A 15,239-nucleotide genomic window follows, 5' to 3' on the forward strand; every position below is an offset into this window, starting at 1 on the left:
CTTCGGCCGCGAACTGCCCGACTTCACCTGGGAACGCACCGACCGCACCGACGCCCTGCGCACCGCCGCAGGCCTGTGACGGCGGCGGTGGGACGCCTCACGCCCAGGGCGCCATGGGGAACCAGATCAGGTCACGGCGGGCCAGCATGCGCACGTCCCAGTACAGGACCATGAAGGCCCCCGCCGCGATGAACGCCCCGGCGATCACGGCGGAGGCGCGGTCGGGGCGCGCCGACATCCAGCGGTGCAGCCGCTCGCCCGCCACCAGGGAGATCAGGACGAACAGCACGCCCATCACCACCAGGTTGCCCAGTGCCTGCAGCGAGAAGGCCGCCGCGCCGTAGAGGACGTTGCCGCTCTCGGCCGCGTCGTGGAACAGCCGCCGGAACAGGGGGTAGGGGCGGCCGATGAGGAAACCGCCGATGAGGGCGCCCATCACCACCAGAGGGGCGTTCGGGAAGCGCGCGGACACGCGCGCCAGCGGGTCGGGCACCAGGCCCAGCGACGCCAGTCCCAGCCACACCAGCACGGCGCCGATGATCCCGTAGGTCACCATGGCCTGCACGAGGGGGGGCGAGAAGCCGCTCGTTCCCGGCGACCCGAGCTGGAACTGCGGCATGCGGGTGCCCACCAGGGCGACGACCACGCCGTAGGCGGCGGACACGGCCACGGAACCGGCCGCCAGGTACCCCAGCGGCCTGAGCAACCGGGCCAGTCGGCCGCGCCGCGACTGTGCCTGCCCGGCCAGCGGAGCCACCGCGCTGAACACCGCCACGTTGCAGGCCGTGAACGTTCCCGCGACGCCGGTGGCCAGGGCGAACGCGATGCCGACCAGGGAGCCGCTCAGGGACGCCGTTGCGGCATCCTGGCCCAGCAGCGCGCCGGCGACGTTGGCGCCGATGGTCTGGTCGACGAACTCGTGGGACCACACGACCGTCAGCGCGAACCCGAACAACGCGGCGACGGAGACGACCATCCCGCGCCGGCGGGGGAAGTGGCCGTTGACGAAGAGCGAGCGCGGCCGGCCGTCGCCGGGTGAGGCGGGAGGGATGCGCCGCGTACCAGAAGTCCTGTCCATAACGGAATGCATGGGGAAGGCCTTTCTGCCGTTGTCTGACGATGTATCGACCGTAGGAGTGTTCACCGAGCGGACGGCGGCTCGGGCAGAGGACGGCAATCCCGGAGAAAGGCGCCTGAACACGGCGCCCGGGCCGCCGCCCCCGTGGTCCGCGGGCCCCGTCGCACCGGCGGTCCCCGCGCGGGGCGGGCGCTCAGGCCGCCTCGGAGGCCATCGCCCGCACGGAGCGGCGCAGCAACTTGCCGGTGGGGTTGCGGGGCAGTTCGGTCGTGAAGACGACGTCCTTCGGCACCTTGTACCAGGTCAGCCCGGTCCGGGCCGCCGCCAGGAGTTCGTCGCGCACCGCGCCGCGCTCCTCCTCCCCGACACCGTCCCGCAGGACGACGAAAGCGCGCAGCACCGTGCCCCCGGTGTCCTGGCGCACCGAGCAGACGGCCGCCTCCTCGACGGCCGCGTGCTCCAGGAGCAAGTCCTCGACCTCGGCAGGGTGCACGTTCACCCCGCCGACGATCTCGACGTCGTCGAGCCTGCCGTGGACGCGTACGTAGCCCTCGGCGTCCACGACGGCGGCGTCGCTGGTGGTGAACCACTCGCCGGGCGCCAGACGGGCCGGCTCCCGGCCGCCCCGGGCGACGCCGGGGCCGATGGTGGGACCGGACACCTCCAGCCGGCCCTCGACACCGGCCGGCACCGGTTGGCCGGCCTCGTCCACCACGCGCACCCGGTACGGAGGCAGCGCCCGGCCGAGTGTGAACTCCTTCTGCTCTCCGGGGACGTTGGCCAGCACCGCGTGGCCGATCTCCGTCGTCCCGTAGACGTTGACCAGCCGCTCGCCCAGGTGCTCGCGCAGCCGCCGCTCCAGGGACTCGGGCAGGACCTCGCCGGCCACCACCGCCCGCCGCAGACCGCCCAGTACCCGCGGCGCGTCCGGGTGCCCCAGCAGGTGGGCGAGGAAGGTCGGCTGGCTGTAGAACACGCTCACACCGTGCCGCTCCAGGACGGCCAGCGACTCCCCCGGAGACAGCCGTTGCGGCGTCAGCACGGTGGCGCCGCCCCGCAGCAGCGGGAAGAACAGCGAGTTGCCCAGCCCGTACGCGAAGTTCATCCGCGGCACGGAGTAGCTGACGTCGTCCCCGCGCACACCGATGGCGGACCCGGCGGCAGCGTCGAGCACCGGCGGATCACCGTGGGTGTGGAAGCACAATTTCGGGCCGCCGGTGGTCCCGGAGGTGAACGCCGCGAACGCCGCGGTCCCGGCCGTGCACGGGGCGTGATCCGCGCCGAGGCCGTCCGGGTCCGCCGGCAGCTCCTCGAAGGGGACCGCGGGAAAGGGGAAGTCCCCCGCCGCCTCCGGCGCCGACACCACCAGGGCGGGTTCGGCGATCCCGGCGGCGCGGGCCGTCTCCCGCGGATGGAGCATGGTGTTCACGGGCACGGCGACGATCCCCGCCCGCAGCGCCCCCAGGAACGCCCAGACGAACTCGATGCCGTCGGGCAAGGCGATCAGCACCCGGTCGCCGGCCCGCACACCCCGTTCGAGCAGGCCGGCCGCAGCGCGCGCGGCGCCCCGGTAGACGTCCTCGAACCGGTACGCCCGGTCGCCGACCAGGTATGCCGGCCGCTCCAGCCACCCCCGCTCGCGCGCGGTCAGTTCGAGCAGTTCGACGAGGTTGCCGCTCGGGGCGCCGACCCTGCCGGCGGCGGACGTCCCGGCGGAGCGGAGCGCGGTGGCGTTCATCGGCATATCCCTTCGATCTCCACCAGCAGGTCGGGGCGGCAGACGTCGACGTTGAGGAAACGGACCTCCGCCCGGTCGTGCAGCAGCTCGGCGCACCGGGCGCGCACCGCCGGAAGGTGCGCCGCGTCGCGGACGTACACCTTGACGTGGTCCAGGTCGCCGAGCCGGAACCCGCCCGCCACGCCGTGGCGGGCCAGGTTCTCCTCACCGATCAAGGCCCCGATGTTGGCGAACGTGACGTCGCACTGCCGCTCGATGTCGCCGCGGTGGACGGTGCCGTCGCCGACGATGCTCGCCGTGCCCGACACGTACAGCGTCCCGTCCGACCACGTGGCGCGGGCGAAGCTCGGCGCCTTGGGACCGTACCTGCGCGGATAGCGGTACGCGGGCGTCTGGTACGGGTTCTCCAGGTGGCGGAGCGGCGCCCCCGCGCGGCGGGCCAGGAAGTACATGCCGATGCCGGGGCCGCGCGCCCCGATGCCGGTGGCCGCCGGCACCCGGCCGATGTGCTCGCGCCACTCGTCGAACGCCCGTGCGCGGCCGATGCAGAAGTCGCGGTAGTTCTCCATGCCCTCGGCGTTGCCGCCGGTGATCGCGCCCACCAGGTTCCACATGCGCAGCAGCCGGGGGTAGCCACGCCGGACCAGCAGGGCGAAGGCCGCGGCGTACGCCCGGCGGACCGCCTCGCGGTACACGCCGCGCTCCGCGACGCGCACTGCGCAGAACAGGTGCTCGCCGTCCTCGGCGTACACCAGCCCCCGGTCCTCCCCCGGGCGCACCGGCCGGTCGGTCAGCCACAGCTCGGTGAACGGATCGGCCCCCTCGGAGGCCATGTGCACCCCCATGGCGGGAACCCCTCCCCTCAGGCCGGGCGGCACGGAGCGGAACCCGTAGTCGACGCGCCCCAGCACCTGGCGGCCGGCGGCCGGCGCGGCGTCCTCCTCCCCGCTGAGGGGGGCGAACACGCACTGCGGCGCGGAGCTGCGGACCTCCGTGTCGACGGCTGTCACGACGCCCTGCCCTCGGAGAGGCTGAGCGATGTCCGGGGAGGAGGGAGCGGCCGGTCCCAGGGCAGGTCTCGGCCGGAGAACCCGTCGGCGTCGACCCACAGCGCGCGCAGCCCGCGCAGGGCGACGTTGGGCCGGTAGGACGGCGTGCCGGTCGCGAAGCGGGGGGCCGCCACCCGCTGGGCGAAACGGACGCACACCAGGCGCCCCGCCAGCCGCGCGAGCGGCGCTCCGGGGCAGAAGCGGTCGCCGAGGCCGAACGCCAGGTGCCCTCCGTCCGCGCCGCTCCCCGGGGCGAACACGTCCGCGGCGGGGCGCAGGCCCGGGTCCCGGTGCGCCGCCGCCAGCAGCAGCAGCATCGTCGTCCCCGCCGGCACCCGGACGCCGCAGACGTCCAGGTCCTCCGCGGCACGGCGCTGCAGCAGCTGGAAGGGCGGGTCGGCCCGCAGCACCTCCTCCACCACCTGCTCCGCGTAGCCCGGCTCCCGGCGGACGGCGTCCAGCACGTGCGGTGCGCGCAGGAGGGCCATCACCGTGTTGGACAGCAGGGCGGCCGTGCTCTCGTGGCCGGAGACCAGCAGCTCGCGGAACAGCTCCCACACCTGCCGGGCCGTCGGCCTCCCGGGCGGCAGGGACGCGAGGACGGGTGCGAGCAGGCCCTGCCCGACATCGTCACCGCGCCGCTCGACCAGCTCGGCGACGTATCCGTCCAGAGCGGCCTGCGCACGCCGCTGCTCCGCGCCGCCCGGCGCCTCGGTGCCGTCGACTGCCGGATGCGGCTCCCACATCCGGGACAGCGGCATGGCCAGCCGGTGCAGTCGCGTCTCCTCGGTTCGCGGAAGGCCGAACAGCCGGCAGATCGCGGCCACCGGCAGGGGGTAGGCCAGGTCGGTCACCGCCTCAAGGCGGCCGCGGGCCGCCACCGAGTCCAGCAGGTCGTCGACGCGGCCCCGCAGGAACTCCTCCACGCCGGCGAGGACCTCCGGTGTGAGGACCCGCCGGGCGAGGGCGGACGCCTCCCGGACGCCGGGCGCGTCCGGGAGGGGTGTCCGGCCGTGCGGCACGGGGCAGCCTGCGGGCGGCACGACGGCGTGCGCGGCGGGCGACCTCAGGACCTCGGCGCAGTGGGCGTGGGAGGAGAACACCACGACGCCGCCGTCCAGCCACACCGGCCCGTGCTCACGGATACCGTTCCACAGCGGGTACGGATCGGCGCGCACGGCGGTGTCCAGCACGCGCCGCATACGGCGCCGCGCCTTCTCGGCGTGCGGTTCACGGCCTGCGGAAGGCGGCCTCGCCGCCCCACTGGTTCTCATGGGAAGACCTCCCTGTTGAGCTGGCGTCGACAGAATGCGTACGGCCGTGCGCCCCCGTCCGCGCGGAGTCGGGCGAACAGCCCAGTGGCGGCGCGGACCCGCTCATCCCGGGGAACGGGGGACCCGCGGCGGCCGGTCCCGGCGGTCCCCGCCGGAGGGGCGCTCGTGGCGCACCCCGGTCAGTTCCTCCGACAGCTCCCACAGCCGGAGCTGCGCGCGTGCGTTGCGCGAGCTCCGGGCGGACCGCGCAGGGACGGGCGCTCCCCGGGTCTCGAAGAGCCTTCCCGGGCCCAGGTACGTGCCTCCCGGCACGCGGTGGTCCGTGGCTGCCCGCAGCACCGGCTCCGCCGCCCGGGCCGGAGGCCGGGCCAGGAACCGCAGCGCGACCCGGCTCACCGGCCGCAGCGGCGCCGGCGCATCGCCGTGCCACAACCCGGTCGCCGACAGACCGGGATGGGCCGCGACCGAGACGGTCGCCGCGCCCTCGTCGGCGAGCCGCCGCTGCAGTTCGCGGGAGAACATCAGGTTCGCCAGTTTGGAGCGCCCGTAGGCCGCGAGGGACCGCCGCCCGTCCCCCGAGCGGGCCCCGCCGGCGTCGAATCCGCCCCGGGCGACCCGGTGCGCCAGGCTCGTGACCGTGACGATCCGCGAGCCGGGCACCTGCCGCATCAGGTCCAGCAGCAGGACCGTCAGCACGAAGTGCCCCAGGTGGTTGACGCCGAAGTGGGCCTCGAAGCCATCCTCGGTGTGCCGGTGCGGCGGGAACATCACCCCGGCGTTGTTCACGAGCACGTCGAGCCGCCCGTACCGGCGGCGCACCTCGGCCGCGGCCCGCCGTACGGAGTCCAGCGAGGCCAGGTCGAGCCGCACGACGTCCGCGTCCGCGCCCAGACCGGCCGCCGCGGCGCGGCCCCGCTCGACGTCCCGGCAGGCGAGGACGGTCCGGGCGCCGCGGGCCGCGAGCACCCGGGCCGTCTCCAGGCCGATCCCGCCGGTACCGCCGGTGATCAGCGCGATCCTGCCCTGCTGGCCGGGGATGTCCGCCGTGGACCAGTCCACGTGGCCTCCTGTGGGAGTGGGAAGCGGACCGCGCGTCAGCGCGCGGCGCCGTATCCGTGCTCGACGATGCGCTCGGCTGACGAGCCGTAGTAGCCCGGATCGGAGGGCAGCTCGGTGGCCAGACCCTCGACGTACCGGTTGAACATGCAGAAGGCCGCCGCGATCAGCACGGTGTCGTGGATGTGCACGTCGGTCGCGCCCTCGGCGCGGGCGTTCGCGATCGCCTCCTCGGAGACGGGCCGCGCCTGTGCCCGGACCTCGGCGGCGATCCGCAGCAGCGCCTTGAGCAGCGGTGTGACGGGGGCCTCGGCGGCGTCGGCGAGAACGGCCTTCACCAGTTCCTCGCCGCCCTCCAGTTGCGCCGCCGCGAAGGCGCTGTGCGAGTCGGAGCAGAACCGCGTCCGGTTGAGTTCCGACACGTACGCGGCGATCAGCTCGCGTTCGCCGCGGCTGATCGGCGACTCGTCGCCGCGCAGCAGTGTCTCGGCCAGCTGCGAGAGCACGGCGCCCGTGCCGGGGTACTGGGCCAGAAGTCCGCTGATGCCGGGAAGGCCGTTGGTGATCTCGATGTGCGGCATCGTCCCGTCCCTTGCCGACGTGGGTGGTTGGGCTCCTCATCCTCGGCACGGGCTTCTGCGGTCGCCACTTCCAGAGTGCGCACTCCGCGGCGCCCCGGCGGGCCCGTTCCCGGCCGCGCCACCGGCAGGCGGCTCCCTGCGGCAAGGGTCCGGGGCTCAGCTCGTGCGGCGGGCCCGCGGTCGGGGCGGGGCGTCCCGCGCCGGGCGCGCTCGGCCGGTCCGGCCGTCCCCGCGCCCGCCGGGGGCCGGGCGGGGGCCGGGCCGCGGGGATGTTCCCCTGGCCCCTCAGGTACCTGGTAGGTACCATGCGGGTATGCCGTCGCTGAACATCACCTTCACCGAGGAAGAGCTGGAGGCGGTCCGTGCCGCCGCTGCCGCCGAGGGCAAGTCCCTCAAGCAGTACGTGCACGACCTCCCCCTGCGCGAGAAGCAGCGCCTGCAGTTCGTCGGCTACGCCCTGACCTGGGGGGACGAGCACCGCACCGAGTTCGACGCGGCCTTCCCCGACGAGGTGCCCCCCGCCGACCGCGCCGAGGGGGCCGAAGCCGCCTGATGGCCCCGCTGTACATCGACGTCTCCTGGCTGCTGGATGTCCAGGAGAAAGCCGTGCCCGAGGACCTGTCGGTGGCCGACTACTCCGCCCTGGTCGCCGCCGTGGCCCGCCACAGGACCCGCATCCCCCACCCCGACGCCACCGACCCCGACCCGGCCTGGCGCGCCGCCTCCCTGCTGCACACCCTGGTACGGCTGGAGCCGCTGCCCTACCGCAACAGCCTGTACGCCTGCCAGGTCGCGGCCGCCTACATGCACGCCTGCGGCCAGGGCATCGACCCGCCCTACGGTGCACTGGTGGACCTGGTCCGCGACATCCAGAACCGCAAGACCACTGTCTACCAGGCCGCCGCCCGCATCCGCGCCTGGCGCATCTGATCCCCTGGGCGACCACCGCCCCGGATCCCGGCGCCGGCGCCGCCTCGCCCCGGGACGGTACCCGGCTCCGCCGTCGGCGAACTCCCCTGGGATCCGGCTGCCGCCGTGCTTGGGTGGCGGAATGGAGATTCTGGTACTGGGTGGTACGGCCTGGGTGGGCCGGGAGGTGTCCCGGCAGGCGATCGAGCGCGGGCACCGGGTGACGTGCCTGGCCCGCGGTGAGAGCGGGAGGACCGCGGACGGGGCGGCGCTGGTGGCCGCCGACCGGCGTGATCCCTCGGCGTACGCACCACTGCTCGACCGCGACTGGGACGCGGTCGTCGAGGTGTCGTGGCAGCCGGGTTTCGTGCGCGACGCGCTCGACGCACTGGGCGACAGGGCCGGGCACTGGACCTACGTCTCCTCCGGCAGCGCATACGCCTCCCACGCCACGCCGGGTGCGGACGAGTCCGCGGCGCTCCTCGCCCCGACCGACCGGAACGAGGTCGACCGCACCTTGTACGGGGAGGCGAAGGTCGCCTGTGAGCAGGCGTCGGCGGCCGCCGTGGGCGACCGTCTCCTCACCGCACGCGCCGGCCTCATCGGTGGTCCGGGCGACCACAGCGGACGCTCCGGCTACTGGGTGGCCCGTGCCGCGCGCGATCCGCAGGGACCGATGCTGGTACCCGACACCCCGGAGCTGCCGACCCAGGTGGTCGACGTGCGGGACCTGGTCGCCTGGCTGCTCGACTCGGCAGAGAGAGGGACCACCGGCGTCTATGACGCCGTCGGACCGGTCGTCCCGTTCGCACGGTGGCTGGAGCTGTCCCGCGCCGCCGGCGGGCACACCGGCCCGGTCGTCGCCGCCGACTCGGAATGGCTGCTCGCGAACGGTGTGGCCGGGTACATGGGGGCCGAGTCGCTGCCGATGTGGCTGGTGACGCCGGGCTGGGAGGGGTGGTCGGCCCGGGACGGTTCCGCAGCGCGCGCCGCAGGACTCCGCCACCGGCCCCGGGAGGAGCTGCTGGCCGACACGTTGCGCTGGGAGCGCGAGCAGGGCCTGGGCCGGGCACGGCGCGCCGGTCTCAGCGCCGGACGCGAGCGCGAGCTGCTCGACGCGCTGAGCCGGCGGGCCTGAGCCGCCGCTGCCGGCCCGATCCCGGCCTCCACCGGCGGGACCGGGCCGTCGCGGCACGCACACCGTGCGACACGCAGGTGCGGACGCTGCGCAACAGGACGGTCCCGTCCCGGAGTTCCGCCATCGAACATCCCGCCCTGCGGCGCCCTCCGCCCCGCCGCAGGCGTACGGTGCATCCATGCATGTCAACGGGGCGGAGACGCACGGGTACCAGCAGCAACAACGCGGGCACGTCCTGCTGATCGCCGGAGACCGCGCCACCCACCGGCGTCGTCCGCAGCTCACCCCCAGCGCGAACCTGGCGGCCCTGGCCACCGTTCCCACCCCGATGCTGCTGGGCAGCGGCGTTCCCACGGATCTGGTGCACCTCGACGGCGTCCACGACCCCAACTCGGTCCTGCTGCGCCTGCGGGCCGCCGTCGCCGCCCCCGGACCGGTCCTGCTGTACCTGTCCGGGCGCCTCACCACCGACCGGCGCCGGCGCGAACTGCACCTGGCCCTGACCGGCACCACCCCGGGGACCGTCCGCTACAGCGCCCTGCCCTGGGCGTGGCTCCGTACCGCGCTGTGCACCCGGCCGGCCGGGACCACCGCGGTCTTCGTCGACCTCGCGGCCGACAAGCACGCCTGGACACGGCTGCAGGAGCAGCCCGACACCTTCAGCGAGCGCCTGCCGATCTGCGGTGTCGTCACCCCGCCCGGCCTGGCCGGCTCCGACGGTGTCAGCCCCTACACCCGGCACCTGGTGGAGCAGTTGCGGCAGCAGCCCGTCCGGCCCGGAAACGGCCACCTGCACGCGGCGACGGTGGCCGTCGCCGCGCTGCCGCCGGGCACCCTGGTGGTCCCGCAGACCGGGCAGCTCGCCCCCGGGCCCGAGCCCGCCGCCCCGCAGGCCGACGCCCGGCACCTCCCGGCCCAGGTACGGCAGCGGCGGGCGGCCCGGCCCGATGAGCCGGCCCCGTCGGTGCCGCGCGCAGCCGCGCCACCCACCCACCGGACGGCCGGCCAGGGGCCGGAGGACTCCCCCCGGCCCGCCCCGGCCCGCCCCGGCTCCCCGCCGGCGGTGTCGACGGCCGTGCTCCCGCAGCCGGCCGTCGAGACCGACCCGCGCCCGGTCATCTGGCAGGCCGCGCAGGAGGGGCGGCACCACGAGGCCGCAGCGATGGCCGCCGCCTGGGAGCAGAGCGCGATGCGCCGCCACGGGCCGAACTCCGCGGAGGCCATCCACTGGGCCGAGATCCGTGCCGACCTCGCGCGGATCGCCGAGAACTACCCGCTGGCCACCCGGTTGTGGATCGCCGCCGCCCGGTCCCGCCTCGCCCACCAGGAGCCCGACGCCCCCGAACTGCTGGCCGCCGCGCAAGGGGCCCACTACTGCTGGCAGCACGTCACCGACGCCACCGCCGCCCGGAACCTGGGACCTGACCTGATCGCCCTGCTGCGGCAGCTCCCCGCCCTCGACCCGCGCCATGTCCCGACCGCCCAGCGGCGCCTGGACTCCCTGAACAGCGCGCCCGCCCCGCCGGCGGACTGACACGCCGGCCGCGGCGGCCGTCCGGAGCCCTCCGGTTGCCGGCGGCGGGTGGTGACGGTGGCCGGAGTGGGTATATTGGGACCACGACCTTCTACTCAGGCTCGAAGGCCCCGCCGGTTTCCGGCGGGGCCTTCGGTTTGCCGGGCAAAGGTGCTCAGACGGCGACCTGGAGGTTGGGGCGGCCCTCCGCCGGCGGGGCGATGACGTAGGCGGGCAGCCGCAGGTTGGGCAGGTCCCCCGCCTTGATGTCCCTGAGCGCCTGGCGGAAGGCGGCCTCCATCGCCTCGTGGCTCTCGTACTTGGCGGCCAGGGGGTGGAGCCGGTAGCTGTTGCCGTTGCGTTCCTCGCTCCGGGGGCGCAGCACGATCTTCAGGTCGCACAGGGGCGCCATCAGGGCGCTGATGGCCTGCGGAGTCTTCTGGTGGTACTCGCGGGCCATGTCCTTCTGCTTGACGGGGATGTGCCCGCCGAACTCGGAGCGGTACAGCAGGTACTGCAGGAACTTGATCGCGCTGCCCGAGATGGGCAGCGCCCAGATGCGTTCGCCCACCAGGGGGGACATGACCTCGGCCATCTAGGGGTTCCTCCTTGTCGTGCTGGGTCCTGGTGCGCGGTGTCGTCGTGCTATCACCCGGTGCGCTCCTGTCGGGCGGGGGGTTGTGTGTCGTCCAGGGTGAGGTCGAGGGTCTGCTGCTCACCGCGGTGGGGGCCGATCCGGTGGGGGAAGGCCTCGGGGTCGTGCCCGTGCTCGCGGTCGAGGTCGGCGAGGACCGCCTGCTGGGCCGCGCTGTTGCCGCGGAACCACAGCCGGACGTTGAGCCGGATCCTGCCGTTGCCGTGCTTCTCCAGCCATCCGTACTCGCACAGTGCCTTGATGGCGCGGTTGACGGTCGACCGGGTGATGCAGCGGGCGCCGATGCGTCTGGCCTCCTTGTTGAGGCCGTCGGTGATCTCCTGCTGGGTGTACTGGGCGATGCCGGTTCCGGCGATCTGTCCTCCGGCGACGTAGAGGAAGACGCACATCTCCGACTTGGTGACGCTGTTGGCGACGGCCAGTTGGGCGAGGAACTGGGTGAACCAGTTGCTGGCGATGCTGTAGCCCTGGTCGCCGGCCATGTCGTGGACGGTACGGGGTTCTTGTTCGTACTCGAAGGTGACCCCCTTGAGCTTCTTGCGGGCTCCGGGGGACTGCTGGGTGGACTCGACGGTCTCCCCCAGCTGTTGGCCGAGGGCGACGAGGATGTCGTCGAATCCCAAGCCCCCGTCCTGGGGACTCACGGCGCGCGGGCCCACCGGGTGCGGGGTGGGCGGATCAGATGTCACAGGACCTCCTTCACTACTCAGGCGAGGGAGACCCTACTCCAAAACACAACTGGTTCTTGTCTTTTGCTTCTTCCACGCGCGTCGGGTGTCGGGCCGCGCCGGCGACGCGCCGCATGAGGCCGCAAGTCCACTCCCCCTTGCCTTTTGCTGCACCTATGCCCCATAAATCAAGCACCGCTTTACTTACATTGCTGCTGCCGACACGCTTCAGCAGCTCCTCACCGCCCTCCGCGGTCGGCAGGACGCGCCCCTGACCTGGGAAAACAGAAAATCAACCGACACTTGACTTTCCCTCGAAATGTGCGCTCCCCGTTAACATTTCGCACCCCCTAATGTGTCGGCGCCGACACCCTCCGATCTGCATAACAGCAGGTCAGAGGCATAATGGGCCGGGAGCCCTCTTGTACTAGAGGCCCTGGGGGCAACCAGGGCACACGAGTGCTCCGGGACCCGACGGAACAGCTGCGCGGGGCAGGAGTTGCCTCGACCGCACCGCCCAGGGGCACATCCTCCAGCCGTGGCCCCCGCTCCCACTCGACGGCAGCTCTTTCCCCGCCACCGATACCCGCACCACTGAAGGCCGACCACAGGGAAGGGAAGGTTTCACCGGAACAGCCACCGGTCACCTCAGCCAGGGACGGCATCGACCACCTGTTCCTGGAGGAAAGCCGACGCCACCCGCGGACGCCCGTGGCGAGGACGTGTTCCGTCGGGGCACCGCAGGCCCGCCAGGGCCGAGGAGCTGCCGACCCTCGTCCACACCAGCGGACAAGAGCGGGTTCGCGGTGTCCTTCGAGTCCCCCTCCCCCGGAGACCCTGGCAACTGTTTCAGGAGGGGTGAACCGGTACCGTCCGGTGTGCTGCCCCACCAAGCCTCCCCGCACTGCGGCAAGCAGCCCGCCGACCTCCAGTCCGGCATGGCTGCTTCCGAGACCCGGGTGAGCTGTCGGCAGACCCCACCGCACTACTTGGCGTACCGCTCCAGACGGCGGACGCAGACTTGGCAGGATCGGGCCGACAGCAGCAGGGGGATGCCGCCCTCCGTGTCGCACACGAGCACCGGGTACCGCAGCCGGTGCAGGACCCGGCCGCCCAGGTTCTCGGCGTTCCCGGGTGAGGCAAGCCGGTTGGCCGGCTGGGGACGGGGCGTGTGCCCCGTCCCCAGCCGGGGAACCGGCGTTCGGCTCTGTCGACCTCCCGGAGCCGTGACCGGATCGACCGGACGGTCCCGTGCCGGAGGGGAACACGGGACCGCCTCTACCGGACCGGAGATCAGACCTTGTTGTCCTCGATGTTGCGCTGCAGCATCTCCAGCAGCTTCCTCAACTTCTCCGGTGACATGTTCTCCCTCAGGAGCACGCACATCGCCCCCGGATCGTCCCAGGGCATCCTGACCGGGGCGGACCTGGTGGGAGGAGCCTCCGGGGATGTCACCGCCGCAGGCTGGGAGGCCACCGCTGCAGGCTGGGCGGGCACCGCTGCAGGCTGGGCGGGCACCGTCGGGACACCGCCGGTGCCGGGGCCGGTTGCGGCCCGCGGACGAGCAGCCGCCTGTCCGCCGCCCGTTGTCGGGGCGGCCTCCTTCATTACGCCGTAATGAGAGCCGCCGGTCTCCTGCGGGGCGGAAGCCTGTCGGCGAGGCTCCCGGGAGGCCTGCCGGTGGAGCCGCTCCTCCTTCAGGCGGGCCAGCTCCTGCTCCTGCCGCTCCGGGGGCTTCTTCCCCACCGCCCGCAGCAGCTCCACGGGCTCTTCGCCGCTCTCCAGGCGCTTTTGCAGCTCCGGAGTCAAGGAGAGCAGAGCCAGGCGCTGGGAGACCCAGCCCTGGGAGCGGTGGAGGCGTTTGGCGAGCTTCTCCTGGGTACCGTGCACCTCCAGGAGCTTCTTCAGCGCACGGGCCTCGTCCAGCGGTTCGAGGTCCTGACGGTGGATGTTGGCGACGAGGGCGGATTCCAGCAGTTCGTCCGGATCCCCTCCGAGGGATTCGTCCATCATCACCCGCAGCGAGGACAGACCCGCCTGCCGCGCGGCGGCGAGACGGCAGTTGCCGTCGATGACGACGTAGGCGGCCATCGGCTCGAGCTCGTCCTCGCGGCCCGGATTGGCCTCCAGATACGCCTCACGGGACATGATCGTGACGGCGGACTTCTGCCCGTGGTCCCGCAGGGACGCGGCGAGGTCGGTGACGTCCGGCAGTGAGTCGCGCGGGTTGTCCGGGTTGTGACTGAGCAGGTGGAGGGCCAGGCGGGTGGGCCCGTCGTCGCTGCCGCTGAGCACCTTCTCCGTGACCCGGCCCCGGGTGCTGCGCGCGGTCCCGGCGCGGCCGAACGCCGAGGAGGCACCGAGCCGTTCGGCTTTGCTGGTCATGAAGCAGCCCTCGCGATCCGGCGCATCGCCTCGGCCTGGTCGCAGTGGGGCGAGTAGACCAGGAGGGGCCTGCCCATGCGGACGGCCTCCCGCTGTTCCTTGAGGTCTCCGATGACCGCCAGGACGGGAGGGTCACCCAGGGACTTCCATTGCTGGAGGCTGGAGGTGGCGACGAACCCGCGGCGGGAGTCGTAGAGGTTCACCACCAGACCGAGGTAGTCCAGATCCAGGTCCAGGTCCTCCTTCAGCGACTCGATCTGCTCGGTGAGCATGGCGTAGGCGGTGGCGGAGGAGTCCTCGGCGAGCACGGGGACGATGACACCGGAGACGCCCTCGGGTTCGCCCTCGCGGCGACGGCCGTAGTAGATGGCGGCGTCCATGGCGATGCCCAGAGAGGGCGGGCAGTCGATGACGACGACGTCGAAGTCCGTCTCCAGGGGTTCCAGGGCCCTTTCGAGGGTGGCCTCGCGCCGGCGGATGCGGGTGTTGGTCGCGATCTTGGCATCCAGGAGGAAACCGTCGAAGCACGCGGGCAGTATCTGCAGCCGCTTGCCGAAGCGATCGTCCTCGAAGGTGACCAGCAGGGCGCGCAGATCCGCCCTGCCCTCGGCGCACATGTGGGCGACCAGGCTGTCCTGGCCCGGCGGGATCTGGGCGATGCCGAGCTGTTCGCTCAGGTGCCCCTGGGGGTCGTAGTCCACCAGGAGGACGCGCTTGCCGTCCTCGGCGTAGGCCTGGGCGATGCCCGCGGCGACGGCGGTCTTGCCGACGCCGCCCTTCTGGTTGCACACGATCTTGCGCTGGGGCCCGGTGTGGAACTGCCGACCGGGGGAGGGGTGTGTCTCGAGCCAGCGGCGGACCGACTGGGCCAGGCCCTGGGTGTAGGAGACACCTCGTGCGGAGCAGTCGGCCTTGAAGCGGTCGTAGAGGCCGGCGGGGAGCCAGGTGGAGAAGGACTCGGCTCCCGAGGTGTCCACGGTGGAGTGGGGGCCGTCCTCGGTGCGCCAGGCGTCGATGCCCTCGGTGACCGCGTCCTGGATGTCGATGCCGTGCTCGGCCGTTCGGATCTTGAGTTCTTGGCGAAGCGCAGCCGGGAGCTTGGACGTTACCTTTTCCCGGTCGCCGTCGGGGTACGGAGATGCCATGGCGTCACCATACTTACGTTCGGCTTGGGGGAGGAGCAGGAGGGGGTGTG

Annotated in this window: 14 protein-coding genes; 4 read left to right on the forward strand and 10 right to left on the reverse strand. The window is 73.1% G+C overall.

From position 1 onward, the window contains the following. Window positions 1-97 precede the first annotated feature (97 nt). The 6 genes from ACFSJS_RS26540 to ACFSJS_RS26565 all read right to left on the reverse strand — a co-directional run bounded on the left by ACFSJS_RS26540 (window position 98) and on the right by ACFSJS_RS26565 (window position 6,776). Window positions 98-1,090 (reverse strand): hypothetical protein, encoded by a 993-nt coding sequence (locus ACFSJS_RS26540; RefSeq protein WP_380904793.1) that lies wholly within the window; start codon window positions 1,088-1,090, stop codon window positions 98-100. A gap of 181 nt (window positions 1,091-1,271) precedes the next feature. Beyond that, window positions 1,272-2,816: a class I adenylate-forming enzyme family protein gene (locus ACFSJS_RS26545; protein ID WP_380904795.1), complete on the reverse strand. Its 1,545-nt coding sequence runs from the start codon at window positions 2,814-2,816 to the stop codon at window positions 1,272-1,274. Then, window positions 2,813-3,826: an FkbO/Hyg5 family chorismatase gene (locus tag ACFSJS_RS26550; RefSeq protein ID WP_380904796.1), complete on the reverse strand. Its 1,014-nt coding sequence runs from the start codon at window positions 3,824-3,826 to the stop codon at window positions 2,813-2,815. Before ACFSJS_RS26550 ends, ACFSJS_RS26545 begins: the two co-directional genes overlap by 4 nt. Beyond that, entirely contained in the window at window positions 3,823-5,067 is a 1,245-nt protein-coding gene (locus ACFSJS_RS26555; protein WP_380904798.1) for a cytochrome P450, read from the reverse strand. Before ACFSJS_RS26555 ends, ACFSJS_RS26550 begins: the two co-directional genes overlap by 4 nt. A 174-nt stretch (window positions 5,068-5,241) precedes the next feature. After that, window positions 5,242-6,198, reverse strand: coding sequence for an oxidoreductase (locus ACFSJS_RS26560; protein WP_380904800.1), 957 nt, complete (start codon window positions 6,196-6,198; stop codon window positions 5,242-5,244). Between the two features lie 35 nt (window positions 6,199-6,233). After that, window positions 6,234-6,776 (reverse strand): carboxymuconolactone decarboxylase family protein, encoded by a 543-nt coding sequence (locus ACFSJS_RS26565; protein ID WP_380904802.1) that lies wholly within the window; start codon window positions 6,774-6,776, stop codon window positions 6,234-6,236. 313 nt (window positions 6,777-7,089) lie between these two features. Here ACFSJS_RS26565 and ACFSJS_RS26570 point away from each other — a divergent pair, with 313 nt between their 5' ends. The 4 genes from ACFSJS_RS26570 (at window position 7,090) to ACFSJS_RS26585 (ending at window position 10,357) form a co-directional block, all read left to right on the forward strand. Next, window positions 7,090-7,329 (forward strand): hypothetical protein, encoded by a 240-nt coding sequence (locus tag ACFSJS_RS26570; RefSeq protein WP_380904804.1) that lies wholly within the window; start codon window positions 7,090-7,092, stop codon window positions 7,327-7,329. Continuing rightward, complete coding sequence (locus ACFSJS_RS26575) at window positions 7,329-7,706, forward strand: toxin Doc (RefSeq protein WP_380904806.1); 378 nt, start codon at window positions 7,329-7,331, stop codon at window positions 7,704-7,706. Before ACFSJS_RS26570 ends, ACFSJS_RS26575 begins: the two co-directional genes overlap by 1 nt. A gap of 121 nt (window positions 7,707-7,827) precedes the next feature. Next, window positions 7,828-8,823: an NAD-dependent epimerase/dehydratase family protein gene (locus ACFSJS_RS26580; RefSeq protein WP_380904808.1), complete on the forward strand. Its 996-nt coding sequence runs from the start codon at window positions 7,828-7,830 to the stop codon at window positions 8,821-8,823. Between the two features lie 178 nt (window positions 8,824-9,001). Continuing rightward, window positions 9,002-10,357: a hypothetical protein gene (locus ACFSJS_RS26585; protein ID WP_380904810.1), complete on the forward strand. Its 1,356-nt coding sequence runs from the start codon at window positions 9,002-9,004 to the stop codon at window positions 10,355-10,357. Window positions 10,358-10,511: 154 nt separating this feature from the next. On the opposite strand, the gene ACFSJS_RS26590 is transcribed toward ACFSJS_RS26585, so the two are convergent. From ACFSJS_RS26590 to ACFSJS_RS26605, 4 genes are all read right to left on the reverse strand, one after another. Then, window positions 10,512-10,931, reverse strand: coding sequence for a hypothetical protein (locus ACFSJS_RS26590; protein ID WP_380904812.1), 420 nt, complete (start codon window positions 10,929-10,931; stop codon window positions 10,512-10,514). Window positions 10,932-10,984: 53 nt separating this feature from the next. Then, window positions 10,985-11,614 (reverse strand): hypothetical protein, encoded by a 630-nt coding sequence (locus tag ACFSJS_RS26595; RefSeq protein ID WP_380904814.1) that lies wholly within the window; start codon window positions 11,612-11,614, stop codon window positions 10,985-10,987. Between the two features lie 1,338 nt (window positions 11,615-12,952). Next, complete coding sequence (locus ACFSJS_RS26600) at window positions 12,953-14,044, reverse strand: ParB/RepB/Spo0J family partition protein (protein ID WP_380904816.1); 1,092 nt, start codon at window positions 14,042-14,044, stop codon at window positions 12,953-12,955. Next, the gene (locus ACFSJS_RS26605) at window positions 14,041-15,189 is read right to left on the reverse strand and encodes a ParA family protein (protein ID WP_380904818.1); all 1,149 of its coding nucleotides are present in this window, start codon (window positions 15,187-15,189) and stop codon (window positions 14,041-14,043) included. The genes ACFSJS_RS26600 and ACFSJS_RS26605 overlap by 4 nt, the downstream gene beginning before the upstream one ends. Window positions 15,190-15,239 lie beyond the last annotated feature (50 nt).

Source organism: Streptomyces desertarenae (genome assembly GCF_042681365.1).
Classification (GTDB): Bacteria; Actinomycetota; Actinomycetes; order Streptomycetales; family Streptomycetaceae; genus Streptomyces; species Streptomyces desertarenae.